This is a genomic window from Pseudomonas sp. RGB (assembly GCF_007713445.1).
Taxonomy (GTDB): Bacteria; Pseudomonadota; Gammaproteobacteria; order Pseudomonadales; family Pseudomonadaceae; genus Aquipseudomonas.
This window is the reverse complement of the sequence record NZ_VMSH01000013.1, coordinates 110,711-126,772: the sequence shown is the minus strand read 5'-3', so window position 1 is coordinate 126,772 and position 16,062 is coordinate 110,711. Positions and strand designations below refer to the sequence as shown.

The 16,062-nt window shown below is 60.0% G+C and carries 15 protein-coding genes; 5 read left to right on the top strand and 10 right to left on the bottom strand.

Features of this window, described 5'->3' with window-relative positions; all coding sequences use genetic code 11:
• Nucleotides 1-255 precede the first annotated feature (255 nt).
• Nucleotides 256-1,467: a pyridoxal phosphate-dependent aminotransferase gene (locus FPT15_RS23565; protein WP_027607001.1), complete on the bottom strand. Its 1,212-nt coding sequence runs from the start codon at nt 1,465-1,467 to the stop codon at nt 256-258.
• A gap of 202 nt (nt 1,468-1,669) precedes the next feature.
• Here FPT15_RS23565 and msrB point away from each other — a divergent pair, with 202 nt between their 5' ends.
• The 3 genes from msrB (at nt 1,670) to FPT15_RS23550 (ending at nt 3,272) form a co-directional block, all read left to right on the top strand.
• Nucleotides 1,670-2,062: a peptide-methionine (R)-S-oxide reductase MsrB gene (gene msrB, locus FPT15_RS23560; RefSeq protein ID WP_145165109.1), complete on the top strand. Its 393-nt coding sequence runs from the start codon at nt 1,670-1,672 to the stop codon at nt 2,060-2,062.
• Nucleotides 2,063-2,298: 236 nt separating this feature from the next.
• Nucleotides 2,299-2,784, top strand: a complete 486-nt coding sequence (locus tag FPT15_RS23555; RefSeq protein ID WP_145165106.1) for a glutathione peroxidase — start codon at nt 2,299-2,301, stop codon at nt 2,782-2,784.
• Nucleotides 2,781-3,272: a MarR family winged helix-turn-helix transcriptional regulator gene (locus FPT15_RS23550; RefSeq protein ID WP_145165104.1), complete on the top strand. Its 492-nt coding sequence runs from the start codon at nt 2,781-2,783 to the stop codon at nt 3,270-3,272. The genes FPT15_RS23555 and FPT15_RS23550 overlap by 4 nt, the downstream gene beginning before the upstream one ends.
• Here the strand turns inward: FPT15_RS23550 and FPT15_RS23545 are convergent.
• Nucleotides 3,226-5,535: a response regulator gene (locus FPT15_RS23545; protein ID WP_145165102.1), complete on the bottom strand. Its 2,310-nt coding sequence runs from the start codon at nt 5,533-5,535 to the stop codon at nt 3,226-3,228. The genes FPT15_RS23550 and FPT15_RS23545 overlap by 47 nt on opposite strands.
• Nucleotides 5,536-5,707: 172 nt before the next feature.
• On the opposite strand from FPT15_RS23545, the gene FPT15_RS23540 reads away from it, so the two are divergent.
• The gene (locus FPT15_RS23540) at nt 5,708-6,598 is read left to right on the top strand and encodes an ATP-binding protein (protein ID WP_145165100.1); all 891 of its coding nucleotides are present in this window, start codon (nt 5,708-5,710) and stop codon (nt 6,596-6,598) included.
• Entirely contained in the window at nt 6,595-7,077 is a 483-nt protein-coding gene (locus FPT15_RS23535; RefSeq protein WP_145165098.1) for a GAF domain-containing protein, read from the top strand. The genes FPT15_RS23540 and FPT15_RS23535 overlap by 4 nt, the downstream gene beginning before the upstream one ends.
• A 37-nt stretch (nt 7,078-7,114) precedes the next feature.
• Here the strand turns inward: FPT15_RS23535 and FPT15_RS23530 are convergent, their stop codons facing one another.
• The 8 genes from FPT15_RS23530 to FPT15_RS23495 form a co-directional block, all read right to left on the bottom strand.
• Nucleotides 7,115-10,753, bottom strand: coding sequence for a transporter substrate-binding domain-containing protein (locus tag FPT15_RS23530; RefSeq protein ID WP_145165096.1), 3,639 nt, complete (start codon nt 10,751-10,753; stop codon nt 7,115-7,117).
• 8 nt (nt 10,754-10,761) lie between these two features.
• Nucleotides 10,762-11,385, bottom strand: coding sequence for a response regulator transcription factor (locus tag FPT15_RS23525; RefSeq protein ID WP_106576804.1), 624 nt, complete (start codon nt 11,383-11,385; stop codon nt 10,762-10,764).
• Between the two features lie 255 nt (nt 11,386-11,640).
• The gene (locus tag FPT15_RS23520; protein WP_145165094.1) at nt 11,641-12,036 is read right to left on the bottom strand and encodes a response regulator; all 396 of its coding nucleotides are present in this window, start codon (nt 12,034-12,036) and stop codon (nt 11,641-11,643) included.
• Between the two features lie 172 nt (nt 12,037-12,208).
• Nucleotides 12,209-13,540, bottom strand: a complete 1,332-nt coding sequence (locus FPT15_RS23515) for a deoxyguanosinetriphosphate triphosphohydrolase (RefSeq protein WP_106576802.1) — start codon at nt 13,538-13,540, stop codon at nt 12,209-12,211.
• 71 nt (nt 13,541-13,611) lie between these two features.
• Nucleotides 13,612-14,775: an EAL domain-containing protein gene (locus FPT15_RS23510; RefSeq protein ID WP_145165092.1), complete on the bottom strand. Its 1,164-nt coding sequence runs from the start codon at nt 14,773-14,775 to the stop codon at nt 13,612-13,614.
• 92 nt (nt 14,776-14,867) lie between these two features.
• Nucleotides 14,868-15,203, bottom strand: coding sequence for a hypothetical protein (locus FPT15_RS23505; RefSeq protein WP_145165090.1), 336 nt, complete (start codon nt 15,201-15,203; stop codon nt 14,868-14,870).
• Nucleotides 15,200-15,586 carry a phage holin family protein gene (locus FPT15_RS23500; RefSeq protein ID WP_064451560.1) on the bottom strand — a complete coding sequence of 129 codons (387 nt, stop codon included), beginning with the start codon at nt 15,584-15,586 and terminating at the stop codon, nt 15,200-15,202. Before FPT15_RS23500 ends, FPT15_RS23505 begins: the two co-directional genes overlap by 4 nt.
• A gap of 4 nt (nt 15,587-15,590) precedes the next feature.
• The gene (locus FPT15_RS23495) at nt 15,591-15,905 is read right to left on the bottom strand and encodes a YqjD family protein (RefSeq protein WP_106576799.1); all 315 of its coding nucleotides are present in this window, start codon (nt 15,903-15,905) and stop codon (nt 15,591-15,593) included.
• Between the last annotated feature and the right edge of the window lie 157 nt (nt 15,906-16,062).

Sequence of the window (16,062 nt, the reverse complement as noted above, 5' to 3'; positions counted from 1 at the left end):
TAAGGTGCGGCCTGGGGCGATTCAACCGAGCGACTATTTCAAACTGTGTCCTACAGCCTGAATGTAGAGCCTTGAAAGGATTTTCCGAGCCGAAAAGCCAGCCGCAATCACCCCATTCAAGCCTTCGCGCCCTGCAATTATAGGAGGCTGACCGGTCCGTGGCGTGCAGCGGCTGGGAGGAGGGGACGGCGGGTAGAGAAGTGTTGCCAGATACTCGCCGTACGACCGAATGTCGGTCGTACGGCGGCATGTGCGTTATTGGCGATAGGACTTGAGGAAGTTGCCGATGCGACCAATGGCCATGTCCAGGTCATCCACGCGCGGCAATGTCACCACGCGGAAGTGATCCGGCCACGGCCAGTTGAACGCCGTTCCCTGTACCACCAACAGCTTTTCGGACAGCAGCAGGTCGAGCACGAATTTCTCGTCGTTGAGGATCGGGCAGACCTTCGGGTCGATCCGTGGGAACGCATACAGCGCGCCCATGGGTTTCACGCAGCTCACGCCGGGGATCGCGTTGAGCAATTCCCAGGTACGGTTGCGCTGCTCCAGCAGGCGGCCCTGAGGCAGTACCAGGTCGTTGATGCTCTGGTAGCCACCGAGTGCGGTCTGGATTGCATGCTGGCTCGGCACGTTGGCACACAGGCGCATATTGGCCAGCATGTCGATGCCTTCGATGTAGCTCTGGGCGTTGTGCTTGGGCCCGGAGATGGCGATCCAGCCGGAGCGGAAACCCGCCACGCGGTAGGATTTGGACAGGCCGTTGAAGGTCAGGCACAGCAGGTCCGGCGCCAGGGAGCCGGTGCAGATGTGCACGGCGTCGTCGTAAAGGATCTTGTCGTAGATCTCGTCGGAGAACACCACCAGGTTGTGCTGGCGTGCCAGCTCGAGCATGCCCAGCAACACCTCCCTGGAGTACACGGCGCCGGTCGGGTTGTTCGGGTTGATGATCACCAGGGCCTTGGTGTTCGGCGTGATCTTGGCCTTGATGTCGGCCAGGTCCGGGAACCAGTCGGCGCCTTCATCGCACAGGTAGTGCACCGGGTGGCCGCCAGCCAGGGTCACGGCAGCGGTCCACAGCGGGTAGTCGGGCGCCGGCACCAGCACTTCGTCGCCGTTGTTGAGCAAGGCCTGCATGGACATCACGATCAGCTCGGACACGCCGTTACCCAGGTAGATGTCTTCGATGCCGACACCTTCCACCTGCTTCTGCTGGTAGTACTGCATCACGGCTTTACGCGCGCTGAACAGGCCCTTGGAGTCGCTGTAGCCCTGAGCGGTCGGCAGGTTGCGGATCACGTCCTGGAGGATTTCGTCCGGCGCTTCGAAACCAAATGGCGCCGGGTTGCCAATGTTCAGCTTGAGGATGCGATGGCCTTCCTCTTCCAGGCGTTTGGCGTGCTTGAGCACTGGGCCGCGAATGTCGTAGCAGACGTTGGCGAGCTTGTTCGATTTGCTGACCTGCATGGCGATGTGATCCTGAAAATGAACGATCCAGACGGCGTGGACACTACCGTACTGCGAATCCTGCGAGGCCTGCACCCATAAATACGTTTGAATGCCGGTAGCGCGGGTGCCAGACTGGCGTTTTTAAGAGGCGCAATCATACGTGCCGCCTGTTCCGTGGAAAAGATACAGATCAGGCTTTTTCAGTTGCCGAGGTGGATTGATGGATAAGTTGCAGAAAACCCTGGATGAGTGGCGGGACATGCTCGACCCCGCGCAGTATCAGGTGTGTCGCCTCAAGGGCACCGAGCGCCCGTTCAGCGGCAAATACAACGAAACCAAAACCGACGGTGTGTATCACTGCATCTGTTGCAATGAGCCGCTGTTCGATTCCAAAACCAAGTTCGACTCCGGCTGCGGCTGGCCGAGCTTCTACGCGCCGATCGCCGACAGCGCGATGATCGAGATCCGCGACGTCAGCCACGGCATGATCCGCACCGAAGTCACCTGCGCCAAGTGCGATGCGCACCTGGGGCATGTGTTCCCGGATGGTCCGCCGCCGACTGGTTTGCGCTACTGCATCAACTCGGTGTGCCTGGACCTCGTCCCGCGCTAGGGCCGGCAGCACCTTCCAAGTGTGGGAGCGGGCTTGCTCGCGAATGCGGTGGGTCAGTTACCAATGAGCTGGCTGACACACCGCATTCGCGAGCAAGCCCGCTCCCACTTTTGTATCGGACGTGAATGAAGGGATTGATGTGAGCAAATAGGGCCTCATCAATGCGGTCAATTAAATTGCACACAATTGAATTGCCTACTATCGTTTCAGGTCTTTCCCCTGTTTGAGGCACTGCCATGAGCACCAACCTGCTGAGCATCCCGTGCACCACCATCAAAGGTGAGCAAAAGACCTTGGCCGACTTCGCCGGCAAGGCCATTTTGGTGGTCAACACCGCCAGCAAATGTGGCTTCACCCCGCAGTACAAGGGGCTTGAACAACTTTGGCAGCAGTACAAGAACCAGGGCCTGGTGGTGCTGGGGTTCCCCTGCAATCAATTCGGCAAGCAGGAGCCCGGCAACGAAGGCGCGATTTCCGAGTTCTGCGAGTTGAATTTCGGTGTCAGTTTCCCGCTGTTCAAGAAGATCGACGTCAACGGCAGCGAGGCCCACCCGCTGTTCGTGCAGCTTAAAAAACAAGCGCCGGGCTTGCTGGGTTCCAAGGGCATCAAGTGGAACTTCACCAAGTTCCTGATCGGTCGTGACGGTCAGGTGGTCAAGCGTTTTGCCCCGACCACCAAGCCTCAGGACCTGACCCAAGAGATTGAAGCCCTGCTCAAATGATCGATGTATCCGGCGTGTCCCTGGCACTGGACGACCAGCTGTGTTTCAAGCTCTACGCTGCCTCAAGGGCGGTGACGCGTGCTTATAAGCCAATGCTTGACCAGCTGGGCCTGACCTACCCGCAGTACGTGGTTATGCTGGTGCTGTGGGAGTGGCACGAGGCAACGGCGCCGCAGCCGACCGTCAAGGCCTTGGGCGAGCGGCTGATGCTCGATTCGGGCACATTGACGCCGCTGCTCAAGCGTCTTGAGCAGCTCGACCTGGTGAGCCGCCAACGCAGCGCACGGGATGAGCGGGAAGTGCACTTGGGTCTGACTCAGGCCGGTGTGCAGTTACGCCACCAGACTCACCGCCTGAAAACCCGCTTGCTGTGTGACAGCGGCATCGACCTGAACCAGGCCGATGCCTTGCGCGAAGGCCTGGACCAGTTGCTGGCGCAGATCAAAGGGTTGTCGTCTGCGGCACCCACAGGTCCAGCAGAGCCTTGAGTTCTTCGCGGCGGAACGGTTTGGCCAGGTAGTCATCCATGCCCGCGGCCCGGCAACGCTCGCGCTCTTCCGAGAGGGCGTTGGCCGTCAAGGCGACAATGGGCAAGTCGGGCCAGCGCCCGCTGCGGCGAATCTGCCGGCTGGCTTCGTAGCCATCCATTACCGGCATGTTGCAGTCCATCAGCACCATGTCAAAGCGCTGCTCTTCAAGGAACTTGAGCGCTTCGCCACCGTGCGCGGCCACCACCACTTCGCAGCCGAGCTTGCTGAGCATGCCTTTGGCCACCAGTTGATTGACCGGGTTGTCCTCCACCAGCAGGATGCGCGCCCGGTGCGTAAACGGCGCGGCTTCCATCTGGATCGGGTCGAGGATCAGTGGCGCGTCGCTGCGCAAATTGCGTTGCAGGATCTGATACAGCGCGTTGCGGCTCAAAGGGCGCGCCTGTTGCTGCAGCGGCGCTAGGGCTGCCACTTCCTCACTGGGCATAAAGTTGCCGTAGGCGGTGACCAGCAGAATGGGCGCCTTGATGGCTGGGCGCAGGCGGAACAGGCACTCCGGGCAATCGGTGATCAACAGGTCGGGATTTTGCCCGCTCAGGTCGTCGTCTTGAGAATAAACGCGCGGCGCCAGCCCCCAGTGAGGCAACAGGGTGGTGAGCAATTCCGTCAGGCCGCTGCCGGCGTTGGTGATGGCAATGACTTCGCCTGCCAGTGGCGCGTAACGCGTCGCGGGCAAATGCGTGGGCAGTGGCAGGTCGGCGCAGAACTGGCTGCCAAACCCGACTTCCGAGCTGATGCTCAGCCGGCCCTTCATCGCTTCACACAGATTGTGCGTCAACGCGAGCCCCAGCCCCGTGCCACCAAACTGGCGGGTGATGCCTGCGCCGGCCTGGGTGAACGGCTGGAATATTTTTACCTGCGCATCCTGAGCGATGCCGATACCGGTATCACACACTTCAATCTTCACCCGGCCCTCGCTGGCGCTCAGGCGCACGTCGACTCGGCCAAAGCGCGTGAACTTCAAGGCATTGGAGAGCAAGTTGCTGACGATTTGCCGCACGCGTGTCGGGTCGCCAATCACTTGGGCGGGAAACAGTGGGTCGATCAAGCACGTCAGTTCAACGCTCGGTGCTGCGTTCTGCGACAGCAGGTTGGCGGTGTCTTCCACCAGCGAGCTCAGATCGAACGGGATACGCTCCAGCTCCAGCTGGCCTGCATCAAACTTGGACAGGTCGAGGATATCGTTGAGCAACTCCACCAGCACTTTGCCGGAGTCATGGGCAATCGACAGTTGCTGGCGCTGCTCGGCATTCAACGGGCTGTCCAGCGAGAGGGCGATCATGCCCAGCAGGCCATTGAGCGGCGTGCGAATCTCGTGGCTCATGTTGGCCAGGAACGCCGCCCGTGCCTGGGCCATGCCCAGCGCCGTCATCTTCGCAGCCTCCAACTCATCATTGGACTGGCTCAGGCGTTGGTTGCTGGCCTTGAGCTCCAGCGTGCGTGCGGAGACGATATCTTCCAGTTGGCCCAGGTACTCGGTGAGTCGGTCCTCGGCGTGGCGGCGCTGCTGGATTTCGGTCTCCATGTTTTCGAACTGCTGGTTGGCGACACTGACCAGCACGCCGATTTCGTCGTTTTCGTGCCCTGGCGGGCAATCCAGGTGCGCCTGCTTGCTGGTGCTCAGCGCGCGAATAATGCGCACCAGCGGCTGGGTCAGCATCACGTAAAACAGGCCCAACAGGATGCCGGTCAGCAGCAGGCTGCGGGCAAAGCCGTTAAGCAGTGTGATCTCGGCGCGGTGCAGAAAACGACTGCCGAAGGCGTAAGTGTCGACGTCCAGGCGCAACACGCCCAAAGAATCATTAGGCATGTGGCTGAGGAACAACCGATCCTCAAACTGGCGGTTGGCGCCAAACAGAAAATCGCTGATGGGCCGGTACGTGCTTTCCTTGCGCGGGCGATCAACGTCGGCCAGGACCACGCCATTGTTGTCGACCAATTGCGCACGCGTGATCGCCGGGGAGTGCAGCAGGCCCAGCGTCAGTTCCTGGGCGAGTTCGGCGTCGATGTTGTAGGCGATACGGGAGGCGGGGTTATGGCTGATTTCGATCAGCGAGCGGATTTCACGGTTGATGGATGCGTCTTCGCTGGCATAATCAATGCCGATTTGGATCAGACTGAGCAAGGTTCCCAAGACGAAACCGACCAGCACAGTCAATCGAGCTTGTTTATAAGACAAGCGGTGGGCGAACTTGATATCCATCGGGTGTTGAACCACTTCACGTTTCCCTTCGCCCGGCAAGCATAGCTGAACATCCACCGGCTTTGGCTTGCTCGGCATAATCATTGATTTTTTTACAGGTGCAGCCCTGTCGCGGTCTGCCGCAGGGTTGCCAATACGCCATCTTTTGCAAGAACTTGCCAGAGGAATAGTCGTGGATAATCGATTGAATGCCTTTCTTGAGCGTGCCGACGCGGTACTTGCACGCCTGGAACCGTTGTTGCCGGCGCCCCGCCAAGCCATCGACTGGGACCAGTGCCTCGCCGCCCGCTGGCAGCGCGAAGGCCGCAGTGGCTTTTTGCTGCCCCTGGAAGTCAGCCTGGACATGCGCCTCAGCGACCTGATCGGTGTGGACAAGCAACGCGAACAACTGGCCCGCAACACCCAACAGTTTCTCGATGGCTTGCCCGCCAACCACGCGCTGCTGTGGGGTTCGCGCGGCACGGGCAAATCGTCCATGGTGCGCGCCTTGCTCGCCCAGCACGCCAAGGCCGGCTTGCGGTTGATTGAAATCGAGCGCGATCACCTGGCCGACTTGCCGCGCGTGGTCGAGCAACTGCTCAAGCTGCCGCAGCGGTTCATCCTGTTCTGCGACGACTTGTCGTTCGAGGCCGGCGAGGGCGACTACCGCGTGCTCAAGAGTGTGCTGGACGGCTCGCTGGAGCAGGCGCCAGAAAACGTGCTGTTGTATGCCACGTCCAACCGCCGTCATCTGGTGCCGGAAAACCAGAGCGACAATGACAACTGGAAACGCGTGGACGGCGAGCTGCACCCCAGCGAGGCCGTCGAAGATAAAATCGCCTTGTCCGACCGGTTTGGCCTGTGGTTGTCGTTCTACCCGTTCTCTCAGGAGCATTTCCTGAACGTGGTCGAGCACTGGATTGGCGAACTGGCCAGCAAGGCCGGTTTGCAATGGCAGCGCGATGAAGCGCTGGATATTTTGGCCGTACGTTGGGCCACCGGGCGCGGCAACCGCAATGGCCGGTGCGCGTATCAATTCGCCCGTTACTGGGTGGGTCTCAAGTTGTTGGAGCGTCAACCATGATCGATTTGCAACAGGCCGGCACGGGCCTGGATGGCTATGCAATGCTGTGTGCGCAACTGGAATCGCTGCTGGCCGATGAACGCGACTTCATCGCCAACAGCGCGCAGTTCTCCGCGTTTCTGTTCAACCAGCTGGATGACCTTAACTGGGCCGGCTTCTACCTCAACCGTGACGAAGAGCTGGTGCTGGGCCCGTTCCAGGGCCAGATTGCCTGCGTGCGCATTCCGTTCGGTCGTGGCGTGTGCGGCGCGGCGGCGGCATCGCGGCAAACCCAGAGGGTGGAGGACGTTCACGCGTTCCCTGGGCATATCGCCTGTGACAGCGCTTCGAACAGCGAACTGGTGGTGCCGCTGATCAAGGACGGCCAACTGATTGGCGTCCTTGATCTGGACAGCCCGTCGCTGGCGCGCTTTACCGCGCAGGACCAGGCGGGCATCGAACAGCTGGCAGCGATTTTCCTGCGTCTGACCGACTGCTGACCGGTGGCGGCAGGGGGAGTGCAAACACTCGCCCTGCCTATTGCAAGACGTCCAGTTCATTAAGGCGCATCTGCAGCATCCTCTCCAATTCAAGCATGCATTTTTCCAGGCTCTTGATGCCGGTTTCGATCTTCGGCCGATCCTCACCCTGGGCGCAGGCGTGCTCCAGCGCTTCACATTCGCCGGCCAGCGCAGCGGCCTGCACGATGCGCGCAGCTCCCTTGATCTTGTGGGCCTGGTCAATGATGGCCTGGGGCGATGCCTGTTGCGCCAACATGGCGGTCAGTTCCTGACGGTCATGACGGCTGCTGTTAAGCAATTCTTCAAGCAGGCGACGACTCAGCTGTGGGTCGCCGCCCGTCAGCGCCTCCAGGCTGCTGAGGTCGAGCCTCACACCGCCGGGTGGCTGGCCGATCTGCGCCAGTTGCCGCTCCAGCACCGTCAGGCTGATTGGCTTGAACAGGCAGTCGTTCATGCCCGCTTGCGCGCAACGCAGTTTCTCTTCCGGCTGGGCATTGGCGGTGAAGCCCAGCACGACGCAGGCCGGCAGCTGTTCGCGCTGTTCATACTCACGGATCGAGCGGGTCAATTCGTAGCCGTTCATGATCGGCATGTTGCAGTCGGCGATGACCAGGTCGAAGCGTTCCTGACGCCATGCCTTGAAGCCGGCGGCACCGTGCTGGGCTGCGGTGAACTGATGGCCCAGATAACCCAGTTGCTGACACATCAGCAGGCGGTTCGCGGGATGGTCATCCACCACCAGTACGTTGAGCACCGGCGCAAGCGCCGGGGGCGCGGGTTTGAGTTCGCCCACGGGCTGGACCGGCTGCAGGCGGGGCATTTTCAAGTTGACATGCACTTGGGTGCCCACCATCGGCACACTGCTCAGGCTCAGTTGCCCGCCCATCATTGCGCACAGGCTTCGGCAGATCACCAGCCCCAGGCCGGCACCGCTCCGGGCCAGGTGCCCGGAGTTGTCGGCCTGGGCAAACGGCTCGAACAGGCGCAGCTGGTCGTCGCGACTGATACCAATGCCGGTGTCCTCGACCACCAGTTTCATCTCGACCTGCTGCGGTTGATCGGTGGGTTGCACGTCCACTTTGATGTGCACCCGCCCGCGCTCGGTGAACTTGATCGCATTACTCACCAGGTTGGACAGCACCTGTTTGAAGCGTAACGGGTCGATCAGCACCTCGGTGTCATCCAGCTCGGGCTTGAACTCCAGCAGCAGGCTGAGGGTTTTCTGCCGTGCCAGGCCATCGAACACGCGCACCACCGACTCGATGACTTCGCGCAGGTTCACGCGTTCCGGCGCCAGGCTCAAACGGCCGGACTCGATGCGCGCGATGTCCAGAATATCGCCGATCAATTCCAGCAGGTCTTTGGCCGAGTTGTAGGCCACTTCAATGGCCGGGCGGTCGAGATGGCCCTGGTCAGCCCGCTTGAGGGTCAACTCCAGCATGCCGATCACGGCGTTCATCGGCGTGCGGATTTCATGACTCATGGTGGCGAGGAAAGTACTTTTGGCCCGGTTCGCTTCATCGGCGCGTTCCTTGGCGGCGCGCAACTCGTCGAACAGCTGGCGCCGCTCACTGATGTCGATCCAGCCCCCGATGATGCCCTGGACTTCACCAACGGAGTCACGGTAGGGAAGAATCCAGTGATAGATCGTCAGTTTTTTTCCATGCAGGTGCAGGGTGCGGTCGAGAATCAGCGTGTTGCCCTGCGCCACGACTTGCTGGTAGTCCGCGTGGTATTGCGCCGCCTCCGATTCCCGGGCCATGTCCATCTGGATCACGCTCTTGCCGATCACGTCTTCACGCTTGACGCCGAAGACCTGCAGGTAACTGTCATTACAGGTTTGCAACAGGCCGTTTCGATCACGCACATAGATCGGGTGCGGGGTTTCGTTGACCAATGCGCGCATGAACTCGAACTGATCGTTGAGGGCGCGCTCGGCCATTTTCCGATGCTTGATCTGGCGGCGCATGTGGGCGTTCCAGGTCAGTGAAATCAGCAGCAACAGCCCGGTGCCGACGATGATTTGCGCGATCAACTGGTGGTAGTTGCGCCAGTAACTGTCGGAGGCGGCGGTATAGCCGCGCCAGCGACTGTTGATCACGCCCATTTCGTCCGGAGCAATGCTCAGCAGGGCCTTGTCCAGGATTGAGCTCAGTTCGACGGCGCGGCGTGGCGTCGCCAGGGCGAACGTGGCGGGAAGGGTGCCGATACTGGTGCTGATCTGCAGTTTGTCCTGGAAAACCTGCGAGGACAGGAAGTAGTTGGCGATCACCAGCGAGTTGACGGCACCTTCCACATTGCCTTGGGCCAGCATTTCGGATGCTTTGAAAGTGTCGCCGACCTCCACCAGGCGAATCTGCGGGAAGTCCTGCGTGAGGATTTTTTCCAGTGGGTTGCCCACGGTGATAGCCAGGCGCTTACCTGCCATCTGCTCCAGGTTTGAGGGTGCGCCGGGCTCTTTGCGGGTGAGCAGGACGTAGGAGTTTTCCAGGTAAGGGCGACTGAAACTCAGCGAAGCCTCCCGTTCAACGCTGGGGACAATGGCCCCGATGATATCGGCTTTCCCGGTGGTGACCTGTTCGATCATCGCGTTGACTTCGCGACTGCGCAGGATCTTGAAACGTAACCCGGTGCGCAGGCGTATCAGTTCCAGCAAGTCTGCGGTGATGCCGCGAAAATTGCCTTCGGCGTCGAAAAACGTCAGCGGCGCGAAGGTCTCATTGACGACGACTGTTACCACCGGATGGTCTTTGAGCCAACGCTCTTCGCGCTGGGTCAGCTGCAGCTTCTTGTCGGTCAGCAAGATATCGCTGCCGGCGCTCCAGCGCTTGGCGATGCTGTCGCGCTCATTGATGGGGATGGCGGCCAGCACCGAATCGACGATGCTCAGCAAAGTGCGCTGTTCCTGGCGCAGCGCAAAGCTGAAGCCATAGGCTTCATGCTTGCCGAAGTTGGCCATGCGGATGTTTTTCAGGTAGCCCTTGTTGATCATGTAATGGGTGGAAATGGTATCGCCCAAAAACACGTCGGCCTGGTCGAACGCCACTGCATTCAAGGCGTTTTGGTACGAGGGATAGGCGCGGATGTTGGCCTTTGGGTACAGCTTCTGCACTTCATTCAACGGCAGGTAGTGGTAGACCAGGCTCAAGCGCAGTCCGGCCAGCCCATTGCCCAGATTGTAGTTTTCCCCCTCACGGGTCACGAGTACGGGTTGGTCCACCGCGTATGGCTGCGACAGGATGAGATTCGGGTTGGCGGCTTCAAAGCCGTTGGAGGAGCCCAACAGGTCGATTTCGCCTGTTTCAAGCGCGTGGATCGATGCTTCTCGGGTGGGGTAGCGCACCACCTTCACGGGCAATGCCAGGGCTTGGGCCAACAGCCCTGCGTAATCGGCGGTCAGGCCCTCGTAGTCGCGGCCGCTGGAGGTCAGGTCGAAGGGCGGGTAGTCCGGTGCCGAAGTGCCGAGCACCAGCTCGCGTTTGTTCTGTAACCACTGGCGCTGGGCCTTGTCCAGTTGAACATCCAGTTGTACCGCACTTGCACGGCTCAACAGCGTGAAGTGTTCCGGGCCGGGAGCGGGGTCCGCAGGCACCGTCGTGCTGAAACACACACCGGCGATTAATATAATCAAATAGTCCTTTATACGGCTGGGCATCCGCTTTCTCACACTAGCGCGTTTCGTTTTGCCATCTCGATAAGTTCTACCAAGGACTTGGCTTTAAGTTTTTGCATCAGCCTTTTTTTGTAAGTGCTTACTGTTTTGTTACTTAGAAACATCCCTTTGGCGATTTCCTTATTGGTGCGGCCTTGTGCGAAAAGTTGTAATACCATCAGTTCCCGGTCGTTCACTGTTTTAAACAGTTCAAGTTCCAGCGTGTCTGTGCCGTCTGCATTACCATTGAGGGCCTGGCTGGGAAAATAGTTATACCCCGACAGCACGGCGCGGATGGCACTCAGCAGTTCGCTGAGGTCGCCTTCCTTGCACACATAGCCATCCGCGCCCGAGCGCATGCAGCGGGTGGCAAACAGCGTCGGGCTCTGAGCGGTCAGAATCAGGGTTTTCATCGATGTGTTCATGGCGTTGAACCGGCACAGCACTTCGAGGCCGTCAAGTTTGGGAATGCTGATATCCAGAATGATCAAGTCCGGCAGGCATTCGCGAACCATTTGTATCGCATCACAACCGTTGTCCGTTTCACCGACGACTTTATAACCCTCATGTTCCAGCAACATGCGGATCGCCAGCCTGATAACGGGGTGGTCATCAATGATAAAAACCGTGTTCATAATCACATTCCATGCAAGTGCAAATAAAGCGGGCACATTAGCTCAGAAGAAGAGGGAGGAGCATGAACCATGGTGGGAACAGGTATAAAACAGGAGAATTCCTACATGAAAAAAGGTAGTTGCCTACCAGTTGTTAAGGCTTTGTGACGCTGGATGTAAGCAAGTTTTAAATCGGTGCGGTCATTGGCAGTGCCAGCGAATCAGCGATTGGCCCAGGTATATTTTCGTAGGTGGACGGAGTTTAAAGTCCTACATTTACAATCGGATCAGGGGCGCAATCAACTTTGCAAGTTCGTCTTTATTCAGCGGTTTGGATAAATAACCAAGCAGCGGCAAACCACGCTGCAGGGCTTGGGTGGTCAGGTTGAAGAGTTCCGAGGAAGGCAGCCCGCTCAGCAGGATGGCGCCGGTTATAAAGTGTTGGCGACTGGCAATTTCCACCAGCTCCAGGCCGAGTAAATCAGGCAGGCATTGGTCGCACAGCATCAGGTCAAACGGCCTTTTGGATTCAGACATCGCGCGGATCGCCTGTTCGGCATTTTCTGCCAGCGTCAGGTGGTCGAAGCCGAAGGTGTTAAGCAGGCACTGAGTGGCCAGAAGCTGAAAGGGGTGATCCTCCACCAATAGGATTCGAAGAGGGTGTCTGGGCATAGGGGCACACGGGTCAGTCAAGCGTCGATGGGGTGGCGCGTAGGAATTGCTCGCCAGGTCCGCCAGAAGCGGGCGTGATTATTCCTTGAATGAGTGTACGAATTCGATCAGGCAGCTCTGTTCCCGTCGTAGGCAGATTCTGTTCGGGGAACAGGCGGCGTGATCGCAAGCGTCATTGTGGGCTTGAACGCCCGGTCATCTCCCGCGCCATCTCGGTGGCGTAGCTGTCGGTCATGCCGGCAATAAAGTCGATCATGCGCATGAACGAGGCGTGTAACGGCCACGCCGGGTCCGGTGCGCTGTTGCCGAGCAGGTCGAGGATGCGCCGGTTCTTGAACGACGGCGTGCGCCCGCCATGCTGCTCCAGCGCGGCACCGCAAAATGCATTCAAGAGGATTTCCAGGGTGGTGTAGGCGCCGATTTCATGCAGGGTCTTGCGCTTGTCCTGGAAGATTTTCTTGCGGGCCATGTCCTTGGCATCCAGCACGCAACGCTTGGCGGGGCCATGCATGTGCTCCACCAGATCGCCCGGCAGTGTGCCGGCGAGCAAGGCATCCTGCTGTTCCACGAAAGCCCGGGCGGCGGCATTGGTCAGGTGCTCGATGGCCTTGCCGCGCAAAATCGCCAGCTTGCGCCGGCGCGAGTCTTGCGCGCCCAGTTGCCGGTAAGTCTGGGGCAGGTCGTCACCCACCAGGTCGAGCAACAGCGACTCGACCTCGGCGTATTCGAGCAACTCCATTTCCAGGCCGTCCTCGAGGTCGATCAAGGCGTAGCAGATATCGTCGGCCGCCTCCATCAGGTACACCAGCGGGTGACGGGCCCAGCGTTGTTCTTCCAGTTGCGGCAGGCCAAGCCTGTGGGCGATCTGCTCAAGGATCGGCAGCTCGCTCTGGTAACAGCCGAACTTATGCTTCTTGTACCCAAGCGAGTCGGCGTGGCGGGCGGTCCAGGGGTATTTCAGGTAAGTGCCCAGGGTGGCATAGGTCAGGCGAGTGCCGCCGTCGAACTGGTGGTACTCAAGCTGGGTCAGCACCCGAAAACCCTGGGCGTTGCCTTCGAAATTGAGGAAATCATTGCGCTCGGCGCTGCTCATGTCGTCCAGCCAGCCGCGCCCGGCCGCCTGTTGGAACCAGTGGCGGATGGCATCTTCGCCGGAATGCCCGAACGGCGGATTGCCGATGTCATGGGCCAGGCAAGCCGATTGCACGACCATGCCCAGATCGCTGGGGTCGCACCAGTCGGGCAGGGCGCTGCGCAGGGTTTCGCCCACGCGCATGCCGAGCGAACGGCCGACGCAACTGACTTCCAGCGAGTGGGTCAGGCGCGTATGAATATGATCGTTGCTGGACACCGGGTGCACTTGGGTCTTGCGGCCCAGGCGGCGGAAGGCGCCGGAGAAAATGATACGGTCATGGTCTTTGTGAAACGGGCTGCGGCCGAGTTCTTCCGGGCTGTGCAGAGGCTTTCCAAGACGTTCGCGGGTAAGCAGGGTGGGCCAATCCAAGGCGGGTACTCTCCGTGCGGTGAATGACCCTCCCAGCTTCCCGGTTCAGCTGCACCGGGGCAAGCGAAAATCTACAAGCCGACCGCGTCTATATCGATTAACAGCAAACGCTGACCGTTATCGAAGAATTGTCCGGCGGTCAGGCAATACTGATTGGTGGTGGCGTCGCGGTAAGTCGAAGAAAGGGTCAGACGCCGCTCCTCCCAGCCTTCGGCCAGCAGGTGATAGAAGTAGGGGCGCCACGACCAGTTGTGCCCCAGGTAGCGGCTGTCGGCCTGCCAGGCGTCCTGGCGCCATTCGAAGTTGGGCGTCAGCTGGGTGCCATGCCGGTCGCACTGATAAAAGCGCAGCAGCCAGGGGAAATCCGGCAATTGAGGTAACTGGTCCAGCGGCGCCTGGCCCTGCGCCCAGTTCTGCAGGATCTTCATCAGTTCGGCCAGTTGCAGGCGCAACTGCATGATGCGGCCGCGTTCAGCCAGTTTCTGCTGCACGTAAACCGTACGCAGGCGGGCAAACTGCGGCACGAAGGCATCGGTGGCAAACCAGTCGAGTTGCGCCTGGGCAAACAGGTAACCCTGCACATATCGCGCGCCGCATTCCAGGGCGAAGCTCAGCTGCGCCTCGGTTTCCACGCCCTCGGCGATGATCCAGCAGCCAGTCTTCTCGGCCATTTGCGCCAGCGCACGCACGATCTCACTGCTCGGTCCGCCCTTGGCGGCTTCCTGGAACAGGCGCATGTCCAGCTTGAGGATATCCGGCTGTAGCGCGAGTACGCGGTCAAGCTGGGAGTAGCCGGCACCGAAGTCATCGATGGCAATGCGTGCACCGGCCTCACGATAGCGCGCCACCACCTCGGCCAGACGCTGGATGTCACCACCCAGTTCGGTGATCTCGAACACAATGCGCTGCGGATCGACGCCATGCGCGTGCACCTGCTTCAGGCTGGGCAAGGCTTGGCCGGGGCGCAGACGGTTGATCCAGCGGGGTGAGATGTTCAGGCTCAAAAACCAGTCTGCAGGCGCTTCATGCAGGCGGCTCAAGGCATTGTCGCGGATCTGCCGGTCGAGGCAGCGCAAGGCCACGCCCGGTGTGCGCGGGTCGGCAAACAGCGGGCCGACTGACAGCAAGCGCCCGTCAGCCTGGCGCAGACGGCCGAGTGCCTCGACGCCGGCGATGCGCCCGGTGGCAGTGTCGATAAATGGCTGGAAGCAGGCGAGCGGTTGCCCGTCGATCACGGGGCCTCCTTAAGAGAGCTGGCGAAAAAAGGCCCGGCCCTCAGTAACGAAGGCCGGGCCAATTCTGTTTGCAAGAATGCAGCCAGTCGCGCTTAACCCTTGCGCCCTGCCATGGCCAATTTGATCAACGGGATCAAACCGGCCCCCAGCCGCACCAGGCGCGTCACGCTGCTGATACTGCCGCCCTTGGCGCCCTTACCGGTAAAAAAGCCCATCAGCGTCACTGCGGCCACGCCCCACAGCGGCGCGTGCTTGATGCCCAGGCTGTCCTGCCAGTTATGGCGCAGGTCACGCACTTTGTTCAGCGGGACCATCAGTTGATGGGATTCATGGCGGATTTCCTGACGGTGCATTTCCATGCGCAGGCGGATCAACGCCTTGCGCATTTCCCGACGGGAGGTGTTTTGCGGGATTTCAGTCATGCTCATGGCAGCAGGCGCTCCCGATCATTGGCCAGCTCTTCGAGGGTGGCGTGGAAGGGCGTGGATTCATCGAATATCGCCGCTTTCAAGCGCACTCCGCAAAACGCTGCGGCCAGGCTGTAGAACACGCAGAGGCTGATAATCCCGGTAAGACGGTAGGTGTCCCAGACCAGAATCATCACCAGCGCCGATAACCCCACCAGTAACAGCAGGGCAAATACCAGCGCCAGGCCTGCAAACAGCAGCAAGCTGACCGTGCGGGATTTCTGCTCCTGCAACTCGATGCCAAACAATTCGACGTGGCTGTGCAGCAAGCCCAGAACGGCCGCGCCCAGGCGTCGGGAAGTGGAGCTTGAGCTCGTGGACGAGCCGGATTCGCCGATAGACATGGTATTAGCGCCTTGTAGCCAGCAGACCGATCAGAAAGCCAACGCCGGCGGCAATGCCGACTGACTGCCAAGGGTTGGCTTGCACGTAATCTTCGGTGGCGGTGACAGCCGCCTGGCCGCGTTCACGCAGGGAATCTTCGGTCAGTTGCAGGGTTTCGCGGGCCTTGAGCAGGCTGTCGTGGATCTTGGTGCGCAGCTCGTCGGCTTGGTCGCCGGCCAATACCGCGGTGTCGTCCAGCAACCTTTCAGTGTCACTGACCAGGGTTTGAAAATCCGCCATCAGTATTTCTTGAGCAGTCTTTGCAGTTCTTCGGGCCATGGTTATCTCCGTGATTGGCTGATCTGTGCGTCTGGTGCGTTACGTTTGTTTTCGAGTCACCGCTAACGGTGAAGGTTCACTGCAATTGTCTGGTACAGCTTTTGCTTTGCCTTGGTGCGCCTGCCCCAGGGTATGCGCTGAATCCGGGTGACCCGAG

What these genes read in the sequence shown, in the direction of transcription:
- FPT15_RS23565 (WP_027607001.1), bottom strand. Translation starts at nt 1,467, where the DNA reads ATGCAGGTCAGCAAATCGAACAAGCTCGCCAACGTCTGCTACGACATT.
- msrB (WP_145165109.1), top strand. Translation starts at nt 1,670, where the DNA reads ATGGATAAGTTGCAGAAAACCCTGGATGAGTGGCGGGACATGCTCGAC.
- FPT15_RS23555 (WP_145165106.1), top strand. Translation starts at nt 2,299, where the DNA reads ATGAGCACCAACCTGCTGAGCATCCCGTGCACCACCATCAAAGGTGAG.
- FPT15_RS23550 (WP_145165104.1), top strand. Translation starts at nt 2,781, where the DNA reads ATGATCGATGTATCCGGCGTGTCCCTGGCACTGGACGACCAGCTGTGT.
- FPT15_RS23545 (WP_145165102.1), bottom strand. Translation starts at nt 5,535, where the DNA reads ATGGATATCAAGTTCGCCCACCGCTTGTCTTATAAACAAGCTCGATTG.
- FPT15_RS23535 (WP_145165098.1), top strand. Translation starts at nt 6,595, where the DNA reads ATGATCGATTTGCAACAGGCCGGCACGGGCCTGGATGGCTATGCAATG.
- FPT15_RS23530 (WP_145165096.1), bottom strand. Translation starts at nt 10,753, where the DNA reads ATGCCCAGCCGTATAAAGGACTATTTGATTATATTAATCGCCGGTGTG.
- FPT15_RS23525 (WP_106576804.1), bottom strand. Translation starts at nt 11,385, where the DNA reads ATGAACACGGTTTTTATCATTGATGACCACCCCGTTATCAGGCTGGCG.
- FPT15_RS23520 (WP_145165094.1), bottom strand. Translation starts at nt 12,036, where the DNA reads ATGCCCAGACACCCTCTTCGAATCCTATTGGTGGAGGATCACCCCTTT.
- FPT15_RS23505 (WP_145165090.1), bottom strand. Translation starts at nt 15,203, where the DNA reads ATGAGCATGACTGAAATCCCGCAAAACACCTCCCGTCGGGAAATGCGC.
- FPT15_RS23500 (WP_064451560.1), bottom strand. Translation starts at nt 15,586, where the DNA reads ATGTCTATCGGCGAATCCGGCTCGTCCACGAGCTCAAGCTCCACTTCC.
- FPT15_RS23495 (WP_106576799.1), bottom strand. Translation starts at nt 15,905, where the DNA reads ATGGCCCGAAGAACTGCAAAGACTGCTCAAGAAATACTGATGGCGGAT.